We start from the raw sequence: 19482 nt of genomic DNA on the forward strand, positions 1-19482 counted from the left end.
ACGCAATCGGATGTCGTCTCAGGTGCGGTGCCAGGATTCGGTGGGCTCGTCGACCGGACACAGGCATTCCAGTCGAAGCTCCTGCGGCCCCGGTGCCCGCGGCGTTCCCACGGTTGTCACCAGGGAGAAGTAGCTGAGCCTGAGTTCGCCATCGAGAAAAGTAAGCGGAACCACCGGCAACTCCGCGGCATCGCCGTCAACGGCGCCTTCGTCGACGTCGGGATAAGCGCGCAAAGCGGCGATCAGTTCGTGCAGCCGGTCGTCGATGAGGCCTCCCACGGCTTCGCGCCGCACGCGCTGCAACATCGCCCGCGAGAACGCGGGCCAATCCCCAACAAAGGGACGCAATCCCTGCGGGTCGAACAGCAAGTGCAGCACATTGCGCGGGCGCGGCCAGCGATCGAGATCGATGAAACGGCCGAAGAGCTGTCGCACGGCGTCGTTCGCCATCACCACATTCCAATAGCGATCCATCACCAGGGCCGGATAGGGCTCGTGTTGCGCCAGCATGCGTTCGAGCGCCCGCTGGACGGTCGACAAAGACTGGGCGTCCCACACGTCATCCTGATACTGCGGCGCATAGCCGGCCGCAAGCAGCAGCTGGTTGCGTTCTCGAAAAGGCATGTCCAAACCGTCGGCCACCGCCATCAACGTGTGCCGGCTCGGCGAGCTTCGGCCGCTCTCGATATAGCTGAGGTGGCGCTGGGAGATTCCCGTATCGAACGACAATGCTTCCTGGCTTTTGTTGCGCATGCCGCGCCACGCTTTCAGCAATCTGCCCAATTCACCCGTGGTTGAAAGGCTTGCCTTGATCACGTTCGATTCCTCGCTGGCGATGGCTGCTCTCCTGTGTCACGGGAGTTGGCCTGCCAACAGTGTACCGATGCCGTGCCGGCGGCCTTATAACCTCCGAGGTCATTGAGATGCCGTAGCACCCTGCTCACACTCCTCTTCACCGATCCACCGATGCGCACGGAACGGGTCGGCCATCTCAGGTCCAGGAGACATGTATGAGCAAGAACCAGGGCAAATTCAGCGAATTTGTGTTCAGTGCGCAGGAAGGTTTCAACGAACCGGCGATGCGCGAAGCTTTCTCGCATGCGGTGCCACTGAAGACGGTGGTGATCTATTGCCTCGATCCCCGCGTCACCGGGATTCCCGCCGCTGTTGCCAGGCATTTGGGGGACGAGGTTTACCCCGGTGACGTGATCCTGGATGCCGCGGGGAACCGCGTCGGCTCCACCACCACCCTGGCTGCGGTCAGTGTGGCCGCCGGCCGGGCCATCGATGCACTGCGTTCGGTTTCCATCCTCCAGCACCTGTTCGGCATCAAGCGCGTGGTGGTGGTTCATCACTCCAACTGCGGCGCCACCTCGTACTCGGCCGAAGGCATCGTCGACGCCTTCCGGCATGAACACGGCGCGGATATCTCGCACGCTTACGAGACTCAGAGCGTGTGCATCGACGACTTTGAAGCATCCCTCAAGCATGATGTCGGCGTACTCCGGGCCAGTCCGGGTACGCCGAGCCACGTCGATATCTTTGGCTACTTCTACAACACCGACACCGGCGAGATCACCGAGGTCGTGCGGGACATCCACCAAGCCGTGGCAGCCTGAGAAAAACAGGGATGGAGGTCGTCAGTTGAGGATAACTACCTCCGTCCCCTTTCTACGATGATGCGAACCTTGATGCGTAGCGCGCAAGCTCCGCCGCCATCGTCAATCCCACCGGACCCGCTCCCACCACCAATACCTGTGTGTTCATCACTCGCTACTCCGATCGTCATCTCAGTGCATGAAGGGCCTTTCAAAGGCGAAGGCAGAAGTCGTTGGCGTCAGCCGCGGAAGAAATCGCCCGCCTCGAAGCCATATTAGTCGCTTGATTAATCTATTAATCGTTCGATTAATTATTGCAGGCAAAGCCCCGTGCAAGGCGGGCTGACAGGATGTCGCAGCCCGCTCAGGCCAGGTGGCAACCTGGATCTCGCCTCGCGTCGAGAGCGCTTGCTGAGCGGCGATTCATTGGATCAACGCGCCGGGCAAACAGAGAAAAGGACTGACCGAATGCGCAAGCCCGCCGATGGCTCACGCCCCCGGCGCCAGCATCCCGGCGATGGCGAGCACGATGCCAAGCAGCCCGACGAGGCGACTGCCGAGGCCGCTGCCTCCCGCAGGCATGGCGCGAAACGCCTGGTAGATCTGGGGAAGGGTCGCGCTGCTCCTGATGTTGGGAAGCAGGCCAAACGCCTCGTACCAAGCCGAACAAAGCAGTGAGCAGGCGAACAAATAGGATCGGGGCGGATCGAAATGCAGCAGGCACCAAGGGGTGAGCACGAGCGCGATCATCGCGCCCCGCAACTTGTTCCATGCAAATCCGTTTGTCTGGCCCATCGCACGCCCCTTCCCTCTGCAGCCCGCCCATGGTGTGGCGAGCGCCACGATCAGTGCAAGTCCTCGACATCCCAACGATCCGTGGATGCATTGACTTCGATACGAACGCGCACGTCCGCGCGCTCAGTGCGCTCGGCAGCCATCTCCCGCGCCAGTGTGGCGAACTGCTCCTGCAAGGGCGTCGGCCGCCAGTCGCTGCGGCGAGTCATCGCGATGCGCCGACGCAGGACGCCGCCCTCGATGGGGATTTCAGTCAGCGCGCCAGCCTGGCGCTCGAACATGAACTGGTCCAGCGACATCAGGCTCAACCAGTCGCCTTTGAGCATGAGCCCGCGCGTCACCAGGACGGAGCTGCATTCGATGCGCGGCGTCGGCGGCTCGATGCCGTTGACGCGAAACAGCGTTTCCCAGTTGCGCCGCATCGGCACGCCGGGTGCCGGCACGGCCCAGGGATAGGCGAGCAAGTCGTCGATCGCCACCCGTTTTTGCTGTCGCAGCGGATGGGCGCTGTTGCCGACGATGAAGAGCTCGTCATCGAACAGGCCCTCCTGTTCTACGTCGTTGGCCGGCGCCGGATGGCGCATGGCGCCGCCGATCATCAGGTCGATATCGCCATGGCGCAACGAGGTGAGCAGCTCGCCATACGGTGCCTCGCGCACATCCACCGAGGCAGACGGATGTTCTTGCGCGAATCGCGCGAGCAAGTCCGGTAGAAACACCGCGCGTGCCATCGGCAAGGTGCCGATGCTGATGCGGCCGCCGCCGTATTTGCCGGCCGCGATTTCATCGACGCCGGTGCGCAGCTCCGCCAACATCAGGCGAACGAAGCGCACGAATCGACTGGCCAGGTCGGTGGGCCGCACGACGCGTCCTGCTCGCACCAGCAATTCCGCGCCCAGCGCATCCTGCAGCTCGCGCACGGCGCGATACACCGCCGGTTGCGATAGCGCGATCTGTTCTGCAGCGGTGGCGTAGCTGCTGCATTGAACGACGGCCACCAGGGCGCGCAGCTGGACCATGCTGATGCGTCGCTCGATCTGGTTCAGCGGCGCCAGACGCGCCGAGCGGCGCACCAGGCGCACGCCGTGAGTCAGATAGCGCAACGCGCGTTCCACGCGAATGATCCAGGCCCGTCCACTGATGGTCGGGCGCGTGCCGTCGACCTGCCGTTCGAACAAACGGATTTCGAGATTGCGTTCCAGCTTGCCCACGGCCTGCGTCAGCGCCGGTTGCGAAAGACTGACCTGCTCAGCCGCCACGCTCATGCTGCCGGCGCGGGCAATCACGCTCAGTGCATCGAGGTGGCGAAGATTGAGGGAGTAAATCTTATCCATGCGCAATCAATAGTATTTACTTATGTGTCAATAATAAAACGAATTTGGCAACACCAGTGTTTCGGCGCAGATTCCGCTCACGACCGGAGAGCGAAAAAACTCTCTCGTAACAATCGATATCAATCTCGAAAGTCGCGCCAGCGTTTTTCAATGACGCAACGCAGCATCAAAAGGCGCCAATCCCCCACTTTCGCTGATCTATCCAATGTTGCGACGCAAGAAAGAAACGCCCTTCCCCGCGAACGCCGATAGTGAACTGACTGCGCCCATGAAGATCATCGATTCCCACCTGCACGCCATCGCCTCCGACACGACCACCTACCCGAAAAACCCGATCGGCGGCCATCAGTCCGAGTGGTCGCAGCAGCGTCCCGTCGATGCAGCAGGCGTGATCAAGGCGATGGACGCCGCGGGCATTGCCAAGGCCGTGGTGGTGCAGGCGTCCACTGTGTACGGGCACGACAACCGCTATGTCGTCGATACGGTGCGCGCTCATCCCGATCGACTGACCGGGGTGTATTCAATCGATGCGCTGGCGCCCGATGCGGTCGAGCGGATCGATCATTGGGAAGCGCAAGGCCTGCACGGTTTTCGCCTGTTCACCACCGGCACCACCATGCCCGGTCAGTCCGATTGGCTGGGCCACAAGGATTCCTATCCGGCGTGGGCGCATGCCGAACGCAAAGGCATTCCTGTCTGCCTGCAGATGACCATGCAAGGCCTGCCGACGCTGCGCACGTTGCTGGAGCATTTCCCTGGTGTGCGCGTGCTGCTCGATCATTGCGCCCGCCCGGACCTGGACGATGGCGTGCCGTACAAAGCGGCGCAGATGCTGTTTGAGATGGCCCAGTTCGACGGCGTGCATCTGAAGCTGACCAATCGCACGCTGGCGGCGGCAGCCAAAGGCCTCTCCCACCCCATCGATTTCCTCGAAAAGCTGGTGAGCACGTTTGGCGCCGAGCGCATTGCCTGGGGCTCCAACTTCCCCGCTGCGGAGGGCTCGCTGCATGAACTGGCGACGACGGCGCGCGATGTGCTGTCCAGCCTGCCGCAGCCGATGCAGGCGATGATCTTCGGCGGCACGGTCCAGCGCATCTATCCGGCGCTGGCGGGAGTATCGGCATGAGTCAGCCGGCCCATCTGCAGACCGTGTTGAAGACTACGGCCTTGACCACACCTCTGAAGAACGGCACGCTCAAGAGTGACCACGTGGTGCTCGACTTCACCGAGATCAGCCCCATCCACAAGGCGTTTGCGCCGATGGTGCGCGAGGCGGCGTTCGACATCTCGGAGCTGGCCATCGTCACGGCGCTGCAGGCGATTGCCTATCAGCGACCGGTAGTGTTGCTGCCCGTGGTGGTCGCCTCGCGTTTTCAGCGCGGCTGCCTGGTTTCCTATCGCCCGCATGGCGAGCTCAAGCCTGAACAACTGCGCGGCAAGCGCGTCGGCGTGCGTTCGTATACGCAGACCACAGGCATGTGGGTGCGCGCGCACCTGGTCGAGGATGCCGGGCTTGCAACTTCTGACATCCATTGGGTCACACACGATCCGGCACATGTCACGCAGTATCAGGACCCGCCGTTCGTGGAACACCCTGCCCATGGCAAGGACTTGCTGGCCATGCTGCACGATGGCGACATCGACGCGGCGATCTTCGGCAATGATCTTCCCGAGGGCGACGACTATGTACCGGTGATCGCCGATGCCAAGGCCAAGGACCTGGCCTGGGCGCAGCTGCACGGCTTTGTGCCGATCAACCATGTGGTCGCGGCCAGTGCCGAGACCTGCCGGCGCGAGCCGGACGCCGTGCGCGCCGCTTATGCCCTGCTGGTGGAGGCCGAAGGCCGGCAGCAGGTGTCCGCCGCAGGTCCGCGCAAGACGTTGTCTGGCTTTGATGCCTTGTCCGGTCCCCTGGAGTGGATCATCGACGCCTGCTTGGAACAGGCACTGCTACCGCGCAAGCTTGGCCTCGACGAGGTGCTGGGTCCCGCGCACGCTTTGCTCGAAGGCAAGTCGGCCTGACATTGCGCCATAGCGCCAACGCGATCCCTTACCAGAGTTCAGTTTCCAGATGACCCGACCGGTGAACCTCCAAACCCATCTGACGTCGCAGCGGCACCCGCTCTATCGCGACCTGACCTTCCAGGTGGTGGTGGGCATCGTGCTCGGCGTGCTGGTCGGTGTGGTATGGCCGAACATCGGTGCCGCGCTGAAGCCGCTGGGCGATATCTTCATCCGCCTGATCCAGATGGTGGTGGGGCTGATCATCTTCTGCACCGTCACGCACGGCATCGCCAGCGTGCGCGACATGGGCAAGGTGGGTCGCATCGCGCTCAAGGCGATGGTGTATTTCGAACTGGTCACCAGCGTGGCGCTGGTGATCGGCCTGGTCGCGGTCAATGTGCTCAAGCCTGGTGTCGGCATGCATGTCGACCTCGCCACGCTCAAGCAGGGAATGGATGCGACGGACCACGTCGCGACCGCACCCCAGGGCTTTGGCGACTTTCTTACGAATCTCGTGCCGACCTCGGCGCTGGGCGCATTCAGTCGCGGCGATATCCTGCAGGTGCTGCTGTTTTCCGTGCTGTTTGCCTGCGGCCTGGCCAGCCTTGGTGAAAAAGCGCAGCCGGTGCTGCGCGTGGTCGATGCCACCCAGCTCGCATTGTTCTGGATCATCCGCCAGGTGATGAAGATTGCGCCGATCGCGGCATTTGGCGCGATCGCCTTCACCACCGCCAAGTTCGGCGCCGCCAGCTTGTTGCCGCTGGCGAAACTGGTGGGCGTGTTCGCGCTGACCTGCGCGGCCTTCCTGCTGCTGGTGCTCGCACCGATTTCGTACGTGTGCGGCTTCAGCCTGCTCAAGCTGATGCGCTATATCCGCGAGGAGCTGGTGCTCGTGCTTGGCACCAGTTCCTCGGAAAGCGTGTTTCCGCAGCTGACTGAAAAGCTGACCCGTCTTGGCGTGAACGAGTCGGTGGTCGGCATGGTGCTGCCCACGGCCTATAGCTTCAACCATGACGGCACCTGCCTCTACTTTGCGGCAGTCACGGTGTTTCTGGCGCAGGCCACCGACACCGCGCTGGGCTGGCAGGGGCAGCTGGGCCTGCTGTTGATTTTGCTGGTCACCTCAAAGGGCGGCGCGGGCGTATCGGGCTCGGCCATCGCGGTCCTGACCATGACGCTGGCGGCGACCAAGACCATACCCGTCAGCAGCGTCGCCTTGATTCTTGGTGTTCATCGCATTCTGTCGGCGGGCTTTGTGTTCGTGAACATCGTCGGCAATTGCGTGGCCACCGTAGTGGTTGGCCGCTGGGAACAGGCAGTCGATCGCGAACAGTTACAAAAAGAACTACACGCGGGTTAACAGGACGTCAGCCTTCAAAACAACATGTGTCTCGCGGCACCTGACGGCGCCGCGGCGGGGAGGAGTTTGTCAATGAAAAGGTCGATGACACGTCAATCGCTATATCTTGGTCTGCTCGCCGCCTTGCTGATGCCTGCCGCTCATGCGCAGGACACGCAGGCAACGGCGGACAGCGGACCGAGCGCCAACTGGGCCGACGGCTATGCAGCCGCGCAGGCCGATGCGCAGCCAGGCGCCGTCGCTCCGGCCGACACGCTCGCTCCCGCACAGCCGCCTGCGCGTGAGCCGGGCCTGCCTCGCGCGGCATGGGTGCAGAACCTGATCGACGACGGCGTCAACATCCGCGCCAGCCTGGTGGATCAATTCGCCAAGAACACCACCGGCGGCGTCGCCCAGGGCAGCCATAACGTAGGCCAGTTCTACGTCGGCGCAGATCTCGATCTGGGCAAGATCTGGGGATGGACGGGGTCCACCTTCCACTTCACCGTCTATCGCGACTACGGCCTGAGCCTCAACGCGCTGGTCACCGGCACCTATACCAAGCAGCAATACATCTACAAAAACCCCTATACGCGCTGGCATCTGGGCTTGTTCTCGTACGAGTACAAAGGCCTGGACGACAGGCTGGATATCCAGGTCGGCCGCCTGGGCAGTACGACGTACTTCGGCCACCTGGTGGTGAACTGCCAGTTCACCTCCGCCAACACCTGCGGCGAGCCGCGCATGCTGGTTTCCGAAACCGGCCTCAGCCTGCTGCCGTCGGCGACCTGGGGCGGCAACGTGAAGTACAAGACCACCGAGAACACTTACGTCGACGTCGGTGCGTTCGAAGTCAATCCCACCGTGCAACCCAGCAATGGTCTGAACTGGGGCATCGAACATGCCACCGGCTACACCGTGCCGGTGGAATTCGGCTGGGTGAAGAATGATCCGCGCACGGAGCAGTTTCCGTTCGAGTTGAAGGGCGGCGCTTATGTGAGCACCGCTCCCCTGACCGACATCGACATGAACACGCGCGGCCAGCCGCTGGGCATCAAGGGCGGCACCGCTGCCACCGATAACCACGTGCGCGACGGCATCTACCTGATGGGCGACAAGGTGATCTGGCGTCCGGATCCGAGTTCGCCGCGCAGCTTCAACGTGTTCGGCGGCTGGGTGCAGCAGCTGGAGCAGCAGGAAATCATGCGCCAGCAGATCTATGCCGGCTTTGTGATGACCGGGCCGTTCGCCTCGCGTCCGTACGACACGCTCGGCCTCAACATCTCGGAGTTTGAGTTGACCACGGCCGAGCGCGACTTTCTTGCCGAGGAGCGCGCCAAGCTCGGCGGCAGCGGCTGGAACGCCCGCCACCAGACGGCTGCCGACCTGACCTACAGCTACCACATCGTCAAGGGCCTGGAGCTGATGCCGAGCGTGCAGTACATCGTGCACCCGGACAACTCCGCCATTCCGAAAACCGCGGTGTTGCCGAAGAACCTGCTGGTCTATGCCATCGGCCTGCGCATGGACATCGGCGTACTGATGGGCTTCAAGCCTGCCGCCGCCAACGATTGATGTTCGAAAGAGGATGAGACATGTCTGTCGTAGTAACCCACATCGAACGTGCCGACCCCAACGTCATTGACGGCCTGGCCAAGGTCGGCGTCGCCACCGCACACGAAGCACAGGGCCGCAGCGGCCTCATGCACTCCAGCCTGCGCCCCATCTACGGCGGTGCACGCATCGCCGGCTCGGCGGTTACGGTGCTGATGCCGCCGGGCGACAACTGGATGATGCATGTGGCGATCGAACAGTTGCGCGAAGGCGATCTGCTGATTGCCGCCACCACCAGTCCCTGCGAAGACGGCTATTTCGGCGACCTGCTGGCCACCTCGGCCAAGGCGCGCGGCTGCCGGGGCCTGATCATCGATGCGGGCGTGCGCGACGTGCGCGATCTCACTGCCATGGGTTTCCCGGTGTGGAGCCGGGCCATCCATGCACAGGGCACGGTCAAGGAAACCCTGGGCTCGGTCAACGTGCCGGTGGTCTGCGGCGGCGCCCTGGTCAACCCGGGCGATGTGGTGATTGCCGACGACGACGGCGTCTGCGTCGTGCCACGAGCCAGCGCCGCACGGATACTGGAACAAGCGAAGGAGCGCGAGGCGCGCGAAGAAGCGAAGCGCGTGCGCCTGGCTGCAGGCGAACTGGGCCTGGATATCTACGACATGCGCGAGCGCCTGGCCAGCAAGGGCCTCACCTATGTCTGAAACAACGCGCCCGCTGATCATCGATTGCCACGGTCACTACACCACCGCGCCAAAGGGCCACGATGCGTTCCGCGACGCACAGCTGAAGCACTTTGCCGATCCGTCGCAACCCGTGCCGGCCTACCCCGCCATCTCCGATGACGAGATCCGCGAGAGCATCGAGACCAACCAGCTGCGCCTGCTGCGCGAGCGCGGCCTGGACATGACCATCTTCTCGCCACGCGCCAGCACCATGGCCCACCATCAGGGCGACGAGGCTGTCAGCCAGACGTGGACGCGCCATTGCAATGACTTGATTGCGCGCGTCGTCGGGCTCTATCCGGAGACCTTCATCGGCGTATGCCAGCTGCCACAGTCACCCGGCGTCACCATCAGGCATTCGATCGCCGAGCTGGAACGCTGCGTCAACGAACTGGGCTTCGTGGGCTGCAACCTCAATCCCGATCCATCCGGTGGTCATTGGAACGGGCCGCCGCTGACCGATCGTGCCTGGTATCCGTTCTTCGAGAAGATGGTGGAGCTGGACGTGCCGGCCATGGTTCATGTGTCGGGCAGCTGCAACGCGAACTTCCACGCCACCGGCGCGCACTACATCAACGCCGATACCACGGCCTTCATGCAATTCCTGCAGGGCGACCTGTTCAACGATTTTCCCAGCCTGCGTTTCGTGATCCCCCATGGCGGCGGCGCGGTGCCGTACCACTGGGGCCGCTACCGCGGCCTGGCCGACATGTTGAACAAGCCGCCACTGAGCGAGCACGTGATGAAGAACGTGTACTTCGATACCTGCGTATATCACCAGCCCGGGATCGATCTGCTGTTCAAGGTGATCGACGTCAAGAACATCTTGTTCGGCTCGGAGATGGTGGGCGCCGTGCGCGGCATTGACCCGACCACCGGCCATTACTTCGACGACACGCGCCGCTACATCGATGCAGCGAACCTCTCAGACAAAGCACGCCATCAGGTGTACGAAGGCAATGTCCGTCGCGTCTATCCGCGACTGGATGCCCAGTTGAAGGCACGCGGCAAGTAAGTCGCCGGGCTCAGCAGCATTCAGCGCGGCACCTGCCAACTTTCCAGCAGGGTGCGCGTCTGCTCCATCACCGTCGCCTTGAGCAAGGCGCCCTTGGCGGCGTCGATCTCCTTCCATCCCAGTGCGTCCAGGCAGGCGCCCGGGGGATGGAAAAACGGCAGGATCTGACCCTTGAGGGTGAGCAGGCGTATCCGCGTGATCGGATCGCGGGTAGTCGTGCCGGTGATACGCGCCAGCAAGCTCAGGCGCAGCTTGTTCAACGGCTGTTTGAGCCGCCGCTCCAACAGCTGTGAGGCCACCAGCGGCTCGTCGCCCGCCACCTCGCGCACCATGAACAGGCGCCGCTTGGATGCCTGACTGTCGGTCAGCACCATGTCCAGCACCACCTCGTGGATGCCAAGGAAGGCGTCGATCAGCTCAGCCGCACTGGCCTCGCCTTTCAAAATGCCTGACGCCTGCTGCATGGCGGGCTCGAAACGGCCGCGGATGTCATCGGCGATGAACTGGGCGCAGGCCCGGTAAACCCCTTCCTTGTTCTCGAAGTAGTACTGCAGCGCCGGCGCATTGACGCCGGCCGCCGCCGCGATATCGCGGGTGGATGCGCCCGCGTAGCCATGCTCGCCGAACAAGGCCACGGCCGCGTCGATGATGCGCTGGCGCGTTTCATCGCCGCGCGCATAGCCTCCGGCCGACGAGTGCCGAGGACGCTTGGATGGGCTCATGCACGGTTCTCCTGCTTGCTCCTGCCAAATATAACATTTGACAAAGTTATTCCAATCGGAATAAATCTTCCAGCTGGAATATATTGGACACGCCCTCATGCCCGCCCCCTCCGGCTCCACGCCCGGCGAAGTAAAGAAAGATCCCACCGCCCCCAGCTCGCGCCGCTCCAAGGCGGGCAAGATTCTGCTGCCCGTCGCCATCGTCCTGGCCGTCATGGGGGTGCTGGCCCTGGGCTACTGGTGGGTGGTCGGCCGCTATATGCAGAGCACCGACGATGCCTACCTGCGCGCCGACAGCATGACCGTGGCGCCCAAAGTCAGCGGCTATGTCACCGATGTCTACGTGGGCGACAACGCCACGGTGAAGGCCGGTGATCCACTGGTGCGCCTGGATGGACGCCAGTACCGCGCGGCGCTCGACCAGGCCCAGGCCACGGTCGATGCGCGCCAGGCGGATATCCAGCGGGCGCAGGCCGCCATCCTGCAGCAGCGCGCCGCGATCGAGCAGGCCAGGGCCCAGCAGCTGACCGCCCAGATCAGCAGCCGCCACGCCGACGACGAAGTGCGCCGCTACGGCCCGCTGGCCACCACCGGCGCCGAGAGCAGCGACCAACTGTCCGTGCTCACCAGCAACCGCGACCAGGCCAGGGCGACCCTGGCGGCCGACACCGCTGCGCTCGACCAGGCACAGGCAAAGATCGCCGATCTCAACGCACAGATCGCCCAGGCTCGTGCGCAACTCGAAGCCGCCCAGGCCTCGGCACGACAGTCGAAGCTCGATCTGGACGACACCTTGATCCGCAGTTCGTTGCCAGGGCGCGTGGGTGATCGCACGGTGCGCGTGGGTCAGTACGCGCAGCCCGGCACGCGGATGATGACGGTGGTGCCGATCGAAGGCGTTTATCTCACCGCCAATTTCAAGGAGACGCAGATCGGCCAGATGCGCGCGGGCCAGCACGCCAGCGTGCGAGTCGATGCGCTGCCCGATACCGAGCTGCAAGGCGTGGTCGAGAGCTTTGCGCCGGGCACCGGCGCGGAATTCGCCCTGCTGCCGCCCGAGAACGCCACCGGCAACTTCACCAAGATCGTGCAGCGCGTGCCGGTACGCATCCGCCTGGAAGCCGACGAGCAAACCCGCAAGCTGCTGGTGCCGGGCTTGTCGGTGACGGTGAAGGTGGACACGCGTCAGGCGCACGAGGACGGCAAGGTCGCGTCCGCAGAACGCCGTCATGGCTGAGGCAGCCGCCCAGCCTGCCGCGCATCCTGAGCGTGCCAGCGTCGCGGACTGGATTGCCGTTGCGGCCGGCTCGCTGGGCGCGTTGATGGCGACGCTCGACATCTCCATCACCAACTCGGCCCTGCCGCAGATTCAGGGTGAAATCGGCGCCACCGGCACCGAGGGCACCTGGATCTCCACCGGCTATCTGATGTCGGAGATCGTGATCATCCCGCTCGCCGCGTGGCTGACCCGCGTATTCGGCCTGCGCAACTTCCTGCTCGGTTGCGCGGTGTTGTTCATCCTGTTTTCGATGATGTGCGGCATCTCGACCACGCTGATGGCGATGATCATCGGCCGCATCGGCCAGGGCCTGACCGGCGGCGCGATGATCCCCACTGCGCAAACCATCATCCGCAGCCGCCTGCCGATGTCGCAGCTGCCGATCGGCATGACGGCCTTCGGCCTGATCGTCCTGCTCGGCCCGCTGCTGGGCCCGGTTCTCGGCGGCTGGTTGACGGAGAACATCAGCTGGAGCTGGTGCTTCTTCATCAACCTGCCGGTATGCATCGGCCTGATCGTCCTGCTGCTCGTCGGCCTGCCGTCGGACAAGCCGCACTGGGAGGCCTTGCGAAAGGCCGATTGGCTGGGCGTGTTCGGACTGGCGATCGGACTGAGCTCGCTGACCGTGGTACTGGAAGAAGGCCAGCGCGAGCGCTGGTTCGAGTCCAGCATGATCATCTGGCTCAGCCTGCTGTCATTCGCCGGCATGGTCTTGATCGCGATATCGCAATTCACCGCCGCCAAGCCCGTGATGCGCCTGAGCCTGCTGAAGAACCCGCGCTACGCCAGCGTGATCTTCATCGTGCTGGTGGTGGGCGCGGCCTTGTACGGCGTGATCTATGTGATTCCGCAATTCCTTGGCCTGATCGCGGGCTACAACGCCGAACAGTCGGGCTGGGTCATGCTGGTATCGGGCGTGCCCGCCTTCATGATGATGCCGATACTGCCGCGCCTGCTGGGCAAAGTGGATTTTCGCATCCTGGTGATCACCGGCCTGCTGTGCTTCGTGGGCAGTTGCATGCTCGACATCCACCTGACGGCCCAGTCCGTCGGCGATGACTTCTTCTGGTCGCAGCTGGTGCGCGGCGCCGGCCAGATGCTGGCGATGATGCCGTTGAACCAGGCTTCGATGGCCGCGGTGTCGCGCGAGGAATCAGGCGATGCGGCCGGCATCTACAACATGGCGCGCAACCTGGGCGGCTCGATCGGCCTGGCCATCATCGGCACCGTCATCGACCGGCGCAACACCTTTCATGGGGCGACTATCCGCGAATCGCTATCGGCTAATTCCGTGCTCGGTCAGGATCGTATGGCCGCCAATGCAGCGAGCTGGTTCGCGCAAACCGGCGACATGGCCTACTCGAAGATGCGTGCGCTGGCTCAACTGGCCCAGCAGATCCAGCAGCAGGCCCTGGTGATGACGTACTCGGAAATCTTCTATGTGCTGGGCATCGCCCTGCTCTGCTGTGTACCGCTCGCCTTGCTGCTGAAGACACCCCGCTACCACGCGCCGGCAGCCACGGGCCACTAAGGATGTTTGTGATGACTACGCTTCCATCGCGCGCGCCGCGCTCCCTGCTGCTGGCGCTGCTTGCCTCGATCACCGCACTTTCGGGCTGCATGGTCGGCCCCGACTATCGCGGCGCCCCCGATGTGCCCGGCAGCCACGGCAATGCTTTTGTACGCGCGCCAACGACAGGTCTCACCGCGACACCTGCGCCTAGCCAGTGGTGGACCACGCTCAACGATCCGCAGCTCAATGCGCTGATCGACGCAGCACTGGCACACAACCCCAACCTGCAGGCGGCACAGGCGCGCCTGCGTCAGTCGCGCGAGCAACTGCTGCAACAACGCACGAAAGCCCTGCCCAACCTGTCGGTGGACGCGGCAGCCGTGCGCGTGCGCGAGCCGGATCTGTCGCTGCTGCAGTCGTCCAACAACAACGCGCAAAGCGGCCAGCGCACGAACACCTCCAGTGGGCGTGGTCCGCTGCAGTTGTATACGGCCGCGTTCGATGCCTCCTGGGAGCTGGACCTGTTTGGCGGCGTGCGACGCGCCACCGAGTCCTCATCGGCGCAGGCCCAGGCCGTCGAGGCGGACTTCGCCGATACCCAGGTGTCGTTGGCCGCCGAAGTGGCGCAGGCCTATATCGGCTTGCGCGATCAGCAGCAGCGCCTGGTGTTGGCGAATCAGTCGACCGATCTCGCGCAGAAGACGCTAGAACTGGTGCAGCAACGCCGTGCACGCGGCGTCGCCGCCGATGCGGACGTCGAGCGGCAAACCACCCAGGTTGAAAACACGCGCGCGACCCTGATTCCGCTGGACGAGCAGATCACCGAATCGCTCGATCAATTGGCGGTGCTCACCGGCCAGGCGCCGGGGGCGCTCGACCAGGAACTGTCGAAGCCGACCGCACTCCCGATCTTGCCGGCTGCGGTACCCATCGATGATCCGGCAAGCCTGCTGCGACAGCGCCCGGATATCCGCGCTGCCGAGCGTCGACTGGCCTCGAGCAACGCGCAGATCGGCCAGCACACTGCCGATCTGTTTCCCAAGGTGACCTTGATGGGCTTCCTCGGCACCACCGGCGTAAACCCTGCCGACCTTGCGAAGAAGAGCGCCCTCACCTGGCTGGGCGTGCCTTACCTGCAGTGGAATGTGTTCGATTTCGGCCGCACCCACAGCAGCATCCGCCAAGCCGAGGCCGGCCGCGATGAAGCCGTCGCCACTTATACGCAGACCGTGCTCGCCGCGCTGCAGGACGCCAACAACGCCCTGTCCCGCTACGGTCACCAGCGCGACAGCGTGGCGCGCATGCAGCAGATCGAGGCATCGGCCAATCGCTCCGAGCGCTTGATGCATCAGCGCTACGGCGCGGGCGCATCCTCGCTGATCGACCTGATGGATACCCAGCGTACGCAGTTCACTGCACAACAAAACCTGATCGAAGGACAGGCCGATCTGCTCAGGGACTTTGTGTCATTGCAGAAGAGTCTTGGGTTGGGTTGGCAATAAGCACGACAGTGATGTACCACCAGGCTATCGACGCCGCGCTCACGCATAAGTGTCGAGCCAAACGCTCACAAAAGTCCTGCACTCGCGTCACGCGGCGCCCTGGAACATGCAGCCTTGTTCTGCACGACGCAGGTGCTGCCCATGTCAAGCAAAGATCGAAAAGACGTTCCTCATCCGCACGACCATCAGCCTGCACAAGTGGAAACGCCGGCTGAGCGGGAGGCTCGCAAGAAGAAGGAATCGGAGAACCATGAGGAAGCGCTGGAAGAAACTTTTCCGGCCAGTGACCCGGTGTCTCCGTTCATTCCGGCCAAGCCGCCGAAGGACGACTGAGAACAACTCACGCGCGGCCACGCACGAGGCGTCGCTGTCGTGACGCTGACGCCCTTCACCGAACGCCGGCCTCGCACTCTCCACCACGTCACAGATGCGGGCTCACGATGCCTTGAATGATCGGAGCAACCACATGAGTGCCGAGGGCGACGAGGTCATCCTGGAGCCGCTGGCAGACGGCGGCGCGCCAGCATCCAAGAGCGGCAAATCCCAGGCGTGGTGGCAACGCCTGAGTGCAGGCTTTGTGACCGGCGCAGCAGACGACGACCCCAGCGGCGTCGCCACCTACTCGCAAGTCGGCGCGCGATTTGGCTACGCGCTGCTGTGGATCGTGTTTCTGACCATACCGCTGATGATCGCGATACAGATGATCAGCGCTCGCGTAGGTCGCGTGACGGGTCGCGGCCTGGCGGACAACCTGTCACGCAATTTTCCACGCTCCGCGGTGTGGTCGCTGGTGTCTCTGTTGATCGTCGCCAATGTGATCAATATCGCAGCGGACATCGCCGCGATGGGCGCTGCCTTGCAGTTGCTTGTCGGCGGCTCCGCGGTCGCGTTCGGCGTTGTCCTGGCGTTGATCTCGACGGGCTTGCAGGTGTTTGTTCCCTTCGCGAAATATTCGCCCTACCTCAAGCTGCTGGCCTTGAGTCTGTTTTCCTATGTGGCGACGGCCTTCGTGGTCAAGGTGCCGTGGGGCGAAGTGCTCAAGTCCACCCTGCTTCCGCACCTGCAATGGAACGTGGCGTATCTCACGGCAATTGTCGCGGTGCTTGGCACCACCATCAGTCCTTACCTGTTTTGCTGGCAGGCAGCGCAGGAGGTGGAGGAAATACGCGAGAGCGATGAGCGCGAGCCACTGAAGCACGCCGACGCGCAAGCGCCCGACGCGCTCAAGCGCATCGCCATCGATACCAGCGTTGGAATGATTTTCTCGAATCTGGTGGCGTTCTTCATGATCGTCACCGCGGCGGCGGTGCTGCATGCGCACGGCAAGACCGATATCCAGTCGACCGCTGAAGCCGCGCAGGCATTGAAGCCTGCCGCGGGCCGATTCGCCTTCTCGCTGTTTTCGCTGGGCATCATCAGCACCGGCATGCTGGCGGTTCCCGTGCTGGCCGGCGCGACCGCGTTTGCCGTGGCGGGCGCCCTGCATGCGCCCTACGGCCTGGCGCACAAGCCCAGGGATGCCAAGGTGTTCTACGGCGTCCTGGTCGCCGCCATGGCGGGCGGCGTCGCTTTGATCTTCACCCCGATCGATCCGATCAAGGCGCTGTACTGGAGCGCTGTCGTCAATGGCGTATGCGCCGTGCCCTTGATGGCGGCGATCATGATCGTCGCCAGCCGCGGGCAGACCATGGGCAACCATGTGGTGAGCGGCTGGCTGCGGCGCTTCGGTTGGTTGGCGACGGTGGTGATGGGAGTGGCCGCGATCGTGATGTTTGCCACGCTGGGCAAGAGCTAGCGGACGCTCGTCAGCTTACTTGCGTTCGTCAGCAAACAGGTGAGCGCTCATGTAATCGAGGAACACCCGCAGCCGCGGTGAAATATGCCGGTGCGACGGCCAGACGGCGCGAAAGACGTTCTGATACTCCAGCTGCCCGGACAGCACCGGCTTAAGCAGACCAGCCTCGATGGCTGCAGTCACCGAGAAATCCGGCACGCAGGCAATGCCGCCACCTTCGATGGCCAGTTCGAGCATGGGCGCGATGGTGCTTGCCGACACGGCCACCGGCACGACAACGTCCAGGCCCTTGTCCGATTGACGGAACGGCCAGCGCTCGAGCTTGCCGGTGGATGGAAAGCGATGATGGATGCAAGCATGCCCGGCGAGATCGCCAGGCATCTTCGGCACGCCCGCACGCTCAAGGTAAGAAGGTGAAGCCACCAGCACCAGGTGATAGACGCCAAGCCGGCGCGAGATCAGTCGCGAATCCACGCCCTCCCCAGTGCGGATGGCTACGTCGAATCCTTCGTTGACAATATCGACGAGGCGGTCGCTGTAATCGAGATCCAGCTCGATTTCCGGATACATGGCCATGAATCCGGCCAGCACCTTGCCGAACAGGCCGCTCAGATACGGCAGGCTCACTCTCAGCTTGCCACGGGGCGAGGCCTGGTTGCCGGCGAGTTCGCGTTCGACGCTGTCGATCTCCGACAACACGCGGCGGCAGCTTTCAAGGAAGACTTCGCCATCGGGCGTCAAGGAAATGCTGCGTGTGCTGCGGTGAAACAGCCGGACGCCCAGGCTGGCCTCCAGCCTCGCCACGGTCTTGCCCACCGCCGATGCGGTCAGGCCAAGCACACGAGCCGCCTGGGTGAAACTGCGCGTTTCCGCCGCCTGCACATAGGTTGCCAAAGCGCTCAGGCTGTCGAGCGAATCCGTGTCTGCTTTGGTGGATGTGGCCATGGCAGGAGCACTTGGCATGGATGCTTCACCCTAGGGATGCGCTGATCTATGCCGCGTGAGCGGCATCCGGGTATCCGAGGCCGGCCTGACCGGCCCCGGTGCGATAGATCAGGCCGCCGCCAACTCGGCGTGGGCCGGATAGTCGGTATATCCGGCGGCATCGCCACCATAGAAGGTGTCGCGATCGTAGCGGTTCAAGGGCAGTCCCTTGGCCAGGCGCAACGGCAGATCGGGATTGGCGATGAAGTCGCGGCCAAACGCGACCAGATCCGCGCTGCCTTCCTGCAGGATCGCCTCGGCCGATTCGCCGTTGAAGCCACCGGCCGCGATGATCGAGCCTTTGAAATGACGGCGGATCAATCGCGCAGCCACGGGATTCTGATCGCGGCTGTCGTCCACCGTGTTGCCGTTGACGCGCGGTTCGATCAAATGAAGATAGGCAACGCCAAGCTTGTCGAGCTCACTCGCTACATGGCTGAAAAGTGCGACCGGGTCGCTGTCGTGCATGTCGCCAAAGCGACCGCTGGGCCCCAGGCGCACGGCGACGCGGTCGCGGCCCCACACGGCAATTGCTTCGCGCGTGATGTCCAGCAGGAACCGGGCGCGCCTGGCCACGCTGCCGCCGTAGCTGTCCGTGCGCTTGTTCGATCCATCCTGCAGGAACTGGTCGATCAGGTATCCGTTGGCGCCGTGGATTTCCACGCCGTCGAAGCCGGCCTTGAGGCCACGCTCGGCGGCATGGCGAAATTGCACGACCATGTCGCGCACTTCGTCTTCGCGCAACGCGCGGTGCGGCGAACTCGGCACCCAACCCTGGGCGGTATACGCCACGCCTTCATAGGGGACGACGGAAGCCGTCACCGGCGCGCCGCCTTCGGGCTGCAGGTCGGCGTGCGACTGGCGGCCGGCATGGAACAGCTGCAAAAAGATCAGGCCGCCCTTGGCATGCACGGCATCGGTGATGCGCTTCCAGCCCGGGATCTGCGCGTCGGAATAAAGTCCCGGCGAACCCAGGTAACCGCCGCCGTTGGGCGCCACCACGGTCGCCTCGGACACCAGCAGGCCACCCTGGGAGGCACGCTGGGCGTAGTACTCGCGCATCAGCTCGCCAGGCCGATCGCCCGGCTGCTCGGCACGCATGCGGGTTAACGGAGCCATCACGACGCGATGACGCACGGCGTAGCGACCGATCTTCGTGGATTCAAACAGTTTCTTGCTCATGGGAAGGACCACCTGTGGAAGACGCCAGCACTGGCGAGTCATCAGATGGGTGTCCCCATGGCGGACTGTAGGTCCGCGTTGGTCCGAACACTCAGGAACAAATTTCCGCAGTCACCAGCCGCCTGTACGGCA

At 63.6% G+C, this 19482-nt stretch carries 19 protein-coding genes; 12 read left to right on the top strand and 7 right to left on the bottom strand.

Translation table 11 applies throughout. The annotated features are described in order from the left end of the window. Positions 1-18: 18 nt before the first annotated feature. Entirely contained in the window at positions 19-816 is a 798-nt protein-coding gene (locus AC1DE1_RS04805; protein ID WP_477175535.1) for a helix-turn-helix domain-containing protein, read from the bottom strand. Positions 817-1010: 194 nt separating this feature from the next. Here AC1DE1_RS04805 and AC1DE1_RS04810 point away from each other — a divergent pair, with 194 nt between their 5' ends. Beyond that, positions 1011-1619, top strand: coding sequence for a carbonic anhydrase (locus AC1DE1_RS04810; protein ID WP_441602182.1), 609 nt, complete (start codon positions 1011-1013; stop codon positions 1617-1619). Positions 1620-1671: 52 nt separating this feature from the next. On the opposite strand, the gene AC1DE1_RS04815 is transcribed toward AC1DE1_RS04810, so the two are convergent. The 3 genes from AC1DE1_RS04815 to AC1DE1_RS04825 form a co-directional block, all read right to left on the bottom strand. Beyond that, a complete protein-coding gene (locus AC1DE1_RS04815; protein ID WP_477175536.1) occupies positions 1672-1767 on the bottom strand; it encodes an FAD-dependent monooxygenase in 96 nt (31 codons plus the stop codon). A 320-nt stretch (positions 1768-2087) separates the two neighbouring features. Next, positions 2088-2393, bottom strand: a complete 306-nt coding sequence (locus AC1DE1_RS04820) for a hypothetical protein (RefSeq protein WP_477175537.1) — start codon at positions 2391-2393, stop codon at positions 2088-2090. Positions 2394-2443: 50 nt separating this feature from the next. Beyond that, entirely contained in the window at positions 2444-3727 is a 1284-nt protein-coding gene (locus tag AC1DE1_RS04825) for a LysR family transcriptional regulator (protein WP_477175538.1), read from the bottom strand. A 268-nt stretch (positions 3728-3995) separates the two neighbouring features. Between AC1DE1_RS04825 and AC1DE1_RS04830 the strand changes: the two genes are divergently transcribed. The 6 genes from AC1DE1_RS04830 to AC1DE1_RS04855 all read left to right on the top strand — a co-directional run bounded on the left by AC1DE1_RS04830 (position 3996) and on the right by AC1DE1_RS04855 (position 10373). Continuing rightward, positions 3996-4853, top strand: a complete 858-nt coding sequence (locus AC1DE1_RS04830) for an amidohydrolase family protein (RefSeq protein WP_477175539.1) — start codon at positions 3996-3998, stop codon at positions 4851-4853. Continuing rightward, a complete protein-coding gene (locus tag AC1DE1_RS04835; RefSeq protein ID WP_477175540.1) occupies positions 4850-5749 on the top strand; it encodes a substrate-binding domain-containing protein in 900 nt (299 codons plus the stop codon). Before AC1DE1_RS04830 ends, AC1DE1_RS04835 begins: the two co-directional genes overlap by 4 nt. A 61-nt stretch (positions 5750-5810) precedes the next feature. Further along, positions 5811-7091 carry a C4-dicarboxylate transporter DctA gene (dctA, locus tag AC1DE1_RS04840; protein WP_441602187.1) on the top strand — a complete coding sequence of 427 codons (1281 nt, stop codon included), beginning with the start codon at positions 5811-5813 and terminating at the stop codon, positions 7089-7091. An 84-nt stretch (positions 7092-7175) separates the two neighbouring features. After that, a complete protein-coding gene (locus tag AC1DE1_RS04845; protein WP_477175541.1) occupies positions 7176-8645 on the top strand; it encodes a carbohydrate porin in 1470 nt (489 codons plus the stop codon). Between the two features lie 20 nt (positions 8646-8665). Next, on the top strand, positions 8666-9337 hold the full coding sequence (locus tag AC1DE1_RS04850; RefSeq protein WP_477175542.1) for a 4-carboxy-4-hydroxy-2-oxoadipate aldolase/oxaloacetate decarboxylase: 672 nt from the start codon (positions 8666-8668) through the stop codon (positions 9335-9337). 13 nt (positions 9338-9350) lie between these two features. Next, the gene (locus AC1DE1_RS04855; RefSeq protein ID WP_477175657.1) at positions 9351-10373 is read left to right on the top strand and encodes an amidohydrolase family protein; all 1023 of its coding nucleotides are present in this window, start codon (positions 9351-9353) and stop codon (positions 10371-10373) included. A 20-nt stretch (positions 10374-10393) separates the two neighbouring features. Here the strand turns inward: AC1DE1_RS04855 and AC1DE1_RS04860 are convergent, their stop codons facing one another. Continuing rightward, on the bottom strand, positions 10394-11095 hold the full coding sequence (locus tag AC1DE1_RS04860; protein WP_477175543.1) for a CerR family C-terminal domain-containing protein: 702 nt from the start codon (positions 11093-11095) through the stop codon (positions 10394-10396). A gap of 97 nt (positions 11096-11192) precedes the next feature. Between AC1DE1_RS04860 and AC1DE1_RS04865 the strand changes: the two genes are divergently transcribed. From AC1DE1_RS04865 to AC1DE1_RS04885, 5 genes are all read left to right on the top strand, one after another. Beyond that, a complete protein-coding gene (locus AC1DE1_RS04865; RefSeq protein ID WP_477175544.1) occupies positions 11193-12332 on the top strand; it encodes an HlyD family secretion protein in 1140 nt (379 codons plus the stop codon). After that, the gene (locus tag AC1DE1_RS04870; protein ID WP_477178932.1) at positions 12325-13905 is read left to right on the top strand and encodes an MDR family MFS transporter; all 1581 of its coding nucleotides are present in this window, start codon (positions 12325-12327) and stop codon (positions 13903-13905) included. The genes AC1DE1_RS04865 and AC1DE1_RS04870 overlap by 8 nt, the downstream gene beginning before the upstream one ends. Before the next feature lie 11 nt (positions 13906-13916). Beyond that, positions 13917-15389: an efflux transporter outer membrane subunit gene (locus AC1DE1_RS04875; protein WP_477175546.1), complete on the top strand. Its 1473-nt coding sequence runs from the start codon at positions 13917-13919 to the stop codon at positions 15387-15389. 141 nt (positions 15390-15530) lie between these two features. Next, complete coding sequence (locus tag AC1DE1_RS04880; RefSeq protein ID WP_441602194.1) at positions 15531-15722, top strand: hypothetical protein; 192 nt, start codon at positions 15531-15533, stop codon at positions 15720-15722. Between the two features lie 133 nt (positions 15723-15855). Next, positions 15856-17184, top strand: coding sequence for an Nramp family divalent metal transporter (locus tag AC1DE1_RS04885; RefSeq protein WP_477175547.1), 1329 nt, complete (start codon positions 15856-15858; stop codon positions 17182-17184). A 15-nt stretch (positions 17185-17199) separates the two neighbouring features. On the opposite strand, the gene AC1DE1_RS04890 is transcribed toward AC1DE1_RS04885, so the two are convergent. Together AC1DE1_RS04890 and AC1DE1_RS04895 are read right to left on the bottom strand one after the other, a co-directional pair. After that, positions 17200-18129, bottom strand: a complete 930-nt coding sequence (locus tag AC1DE1_RS04890; protein ID WP_477175548.1) for a LysR family transcriptional regulator — start codon at positions 18127-18129, stop codon at positions 17200-17202. A gap of 108 nt (positions 18130-18237) precedes the next feature. Beyond that, the gene (locus AC1DE1_RS04895; protein WP_477175549.1) at positions 18238-19350 is read right to left on the bottom strand and encodes an alkene reductase; all 1113 of its coding nucleotides are present in this window, start codon (positions 19348-19350) and stop codon (positions 18238-18240) included. Positions 19351-19482 lie beyond the last annotated feature (132 nt).

Source organism: Dyella sp. 05T440, assembly GCF_056395965.1.

What these genes read in the sequence shown, in the direction of transcription:
- AC1DE1_RS04885 (WP_477175547.1), top strand. Translation starts at nt 15,856, where the DNA reads ATGAGTGCCGAGGGCGACGAGGTCATCCTGGAGCCGCTGGCAGACGGC.
- AC1DE1_RS04835 (WP_477175540.1), top strand. Translation starts at nt 4,850, where the DNA reads ATGAGTCAGCCGGCCCATCTGCAGACCGTGTTGAAGACTACGGCCTTG.
- AC1DE1_RS04845 (WP_477175541.1), top strand. Translation starts at nt 7,176, where the DNA reads ATGACACGTCAATCGCTATATCTTGGTCTGCTCGCCGCCTTGCTGATG.
- AC1DE1_RS04850 (WP_477175542.1), top strand. Translation starts at nt 8,666, where the DNA reads ATGTCTGTCGTAGTAACCCACATCGAACGTGCCGACCCCAACGTCATT.
- AC1DE1_RS04875 (WP_477175546.1), top strand. Translation starts at nt 13,917, where the DNA reads ATGACTACGCTTCCATCGCGCGCGCCGCGCTCCCTGCTGCTGGCGCTG.
- AC1DE1_RS04880 (WP_441602194.1), top strand. Translation starts at nt 15,531, where the DNA reads ATGTCAAGCAAAGATCGAAAAGACGTTCCTCATCCGCACGACCATCAG.
- AC1DE1_RS04815 (WP_477175536.1), bottom strand. Translation starts at nt 1,767, where the DNA reads ATGAACACACAGGTATTGGTGGTGGGAGCGGGTCCGGTGGGATTGACG.
- AC1DE1_RS04825 (WP_477175538.1), bottom strand. Translation starts at nt 3,727, where the DNA reads ATGGATAAGATTTACTCCCTCAATCTTCGCCACCTCGATGCACTGAGC.
- AC1DE1_RS04895 (WP_477175549.1), bottom strand. Translation starts at nt 19,350, where the DNA reads ATGAGCAAGAAACTGTTTGAATCCACGAAGATCGGTCGCTACGCCGTG.
- AC1DE1_RS04890 (WP_477175548.1), bottom strand. Translation starts at nt 18,129, where the DNA reads ATGGCCACATCCACCAAAGCAGACACGGATTCGCTCGACAGCCTGAGC.
- AC1DE1_RS04820 (WP_477175537.1), bottom strand. Translation starts at nt 2,393, where the DNA reads ATGGGCCAGACAAACGGATTTGCATGGAACAAGTTGCGGGGCGCGATG.
- AC1DE1_RS04810 (WP_441602182.1), top strand. Translation starts at nt 1,011, where the DNA reads ATGAGCAAGAACCAGGGCAAATTCAGCGAATTTGTGTTCAGTGCGCAG.
- AC1DE1_RS04830 (WP_477175539.1), top strand. Translation starts at nt 3,996, where the DNA reads ATGAAGATCATCGATTCCCACCTGCACGCCATCGCCTCCGACACGACC.
- AC1DE1_RS04870 (WP_477178932.1), top strand. Translation starts at nt 12,325, where the DNA reads ATGGCTGAGGCAGCCGCCCAGCCTGCCGCGCATCCTGAGCGTGCCAGC.
- AC1DE1_RS04865 (WP_477175544.1), top strand. Translation starts at nt 11,193, where the DNA reads ATGCCCGCCCCCTCCGGCTCCACGCCCGGCGAAGTAAAGAAAGATCCC.
- AC1DE1_RS04860 (WP_477175543.1), bottom strand. Translation starts at nt 11,095, where the DNA reads ATGAGCCCATCCAAGCGTCCTCGGCACTCGTCGGCCGGAGGCTATGCG.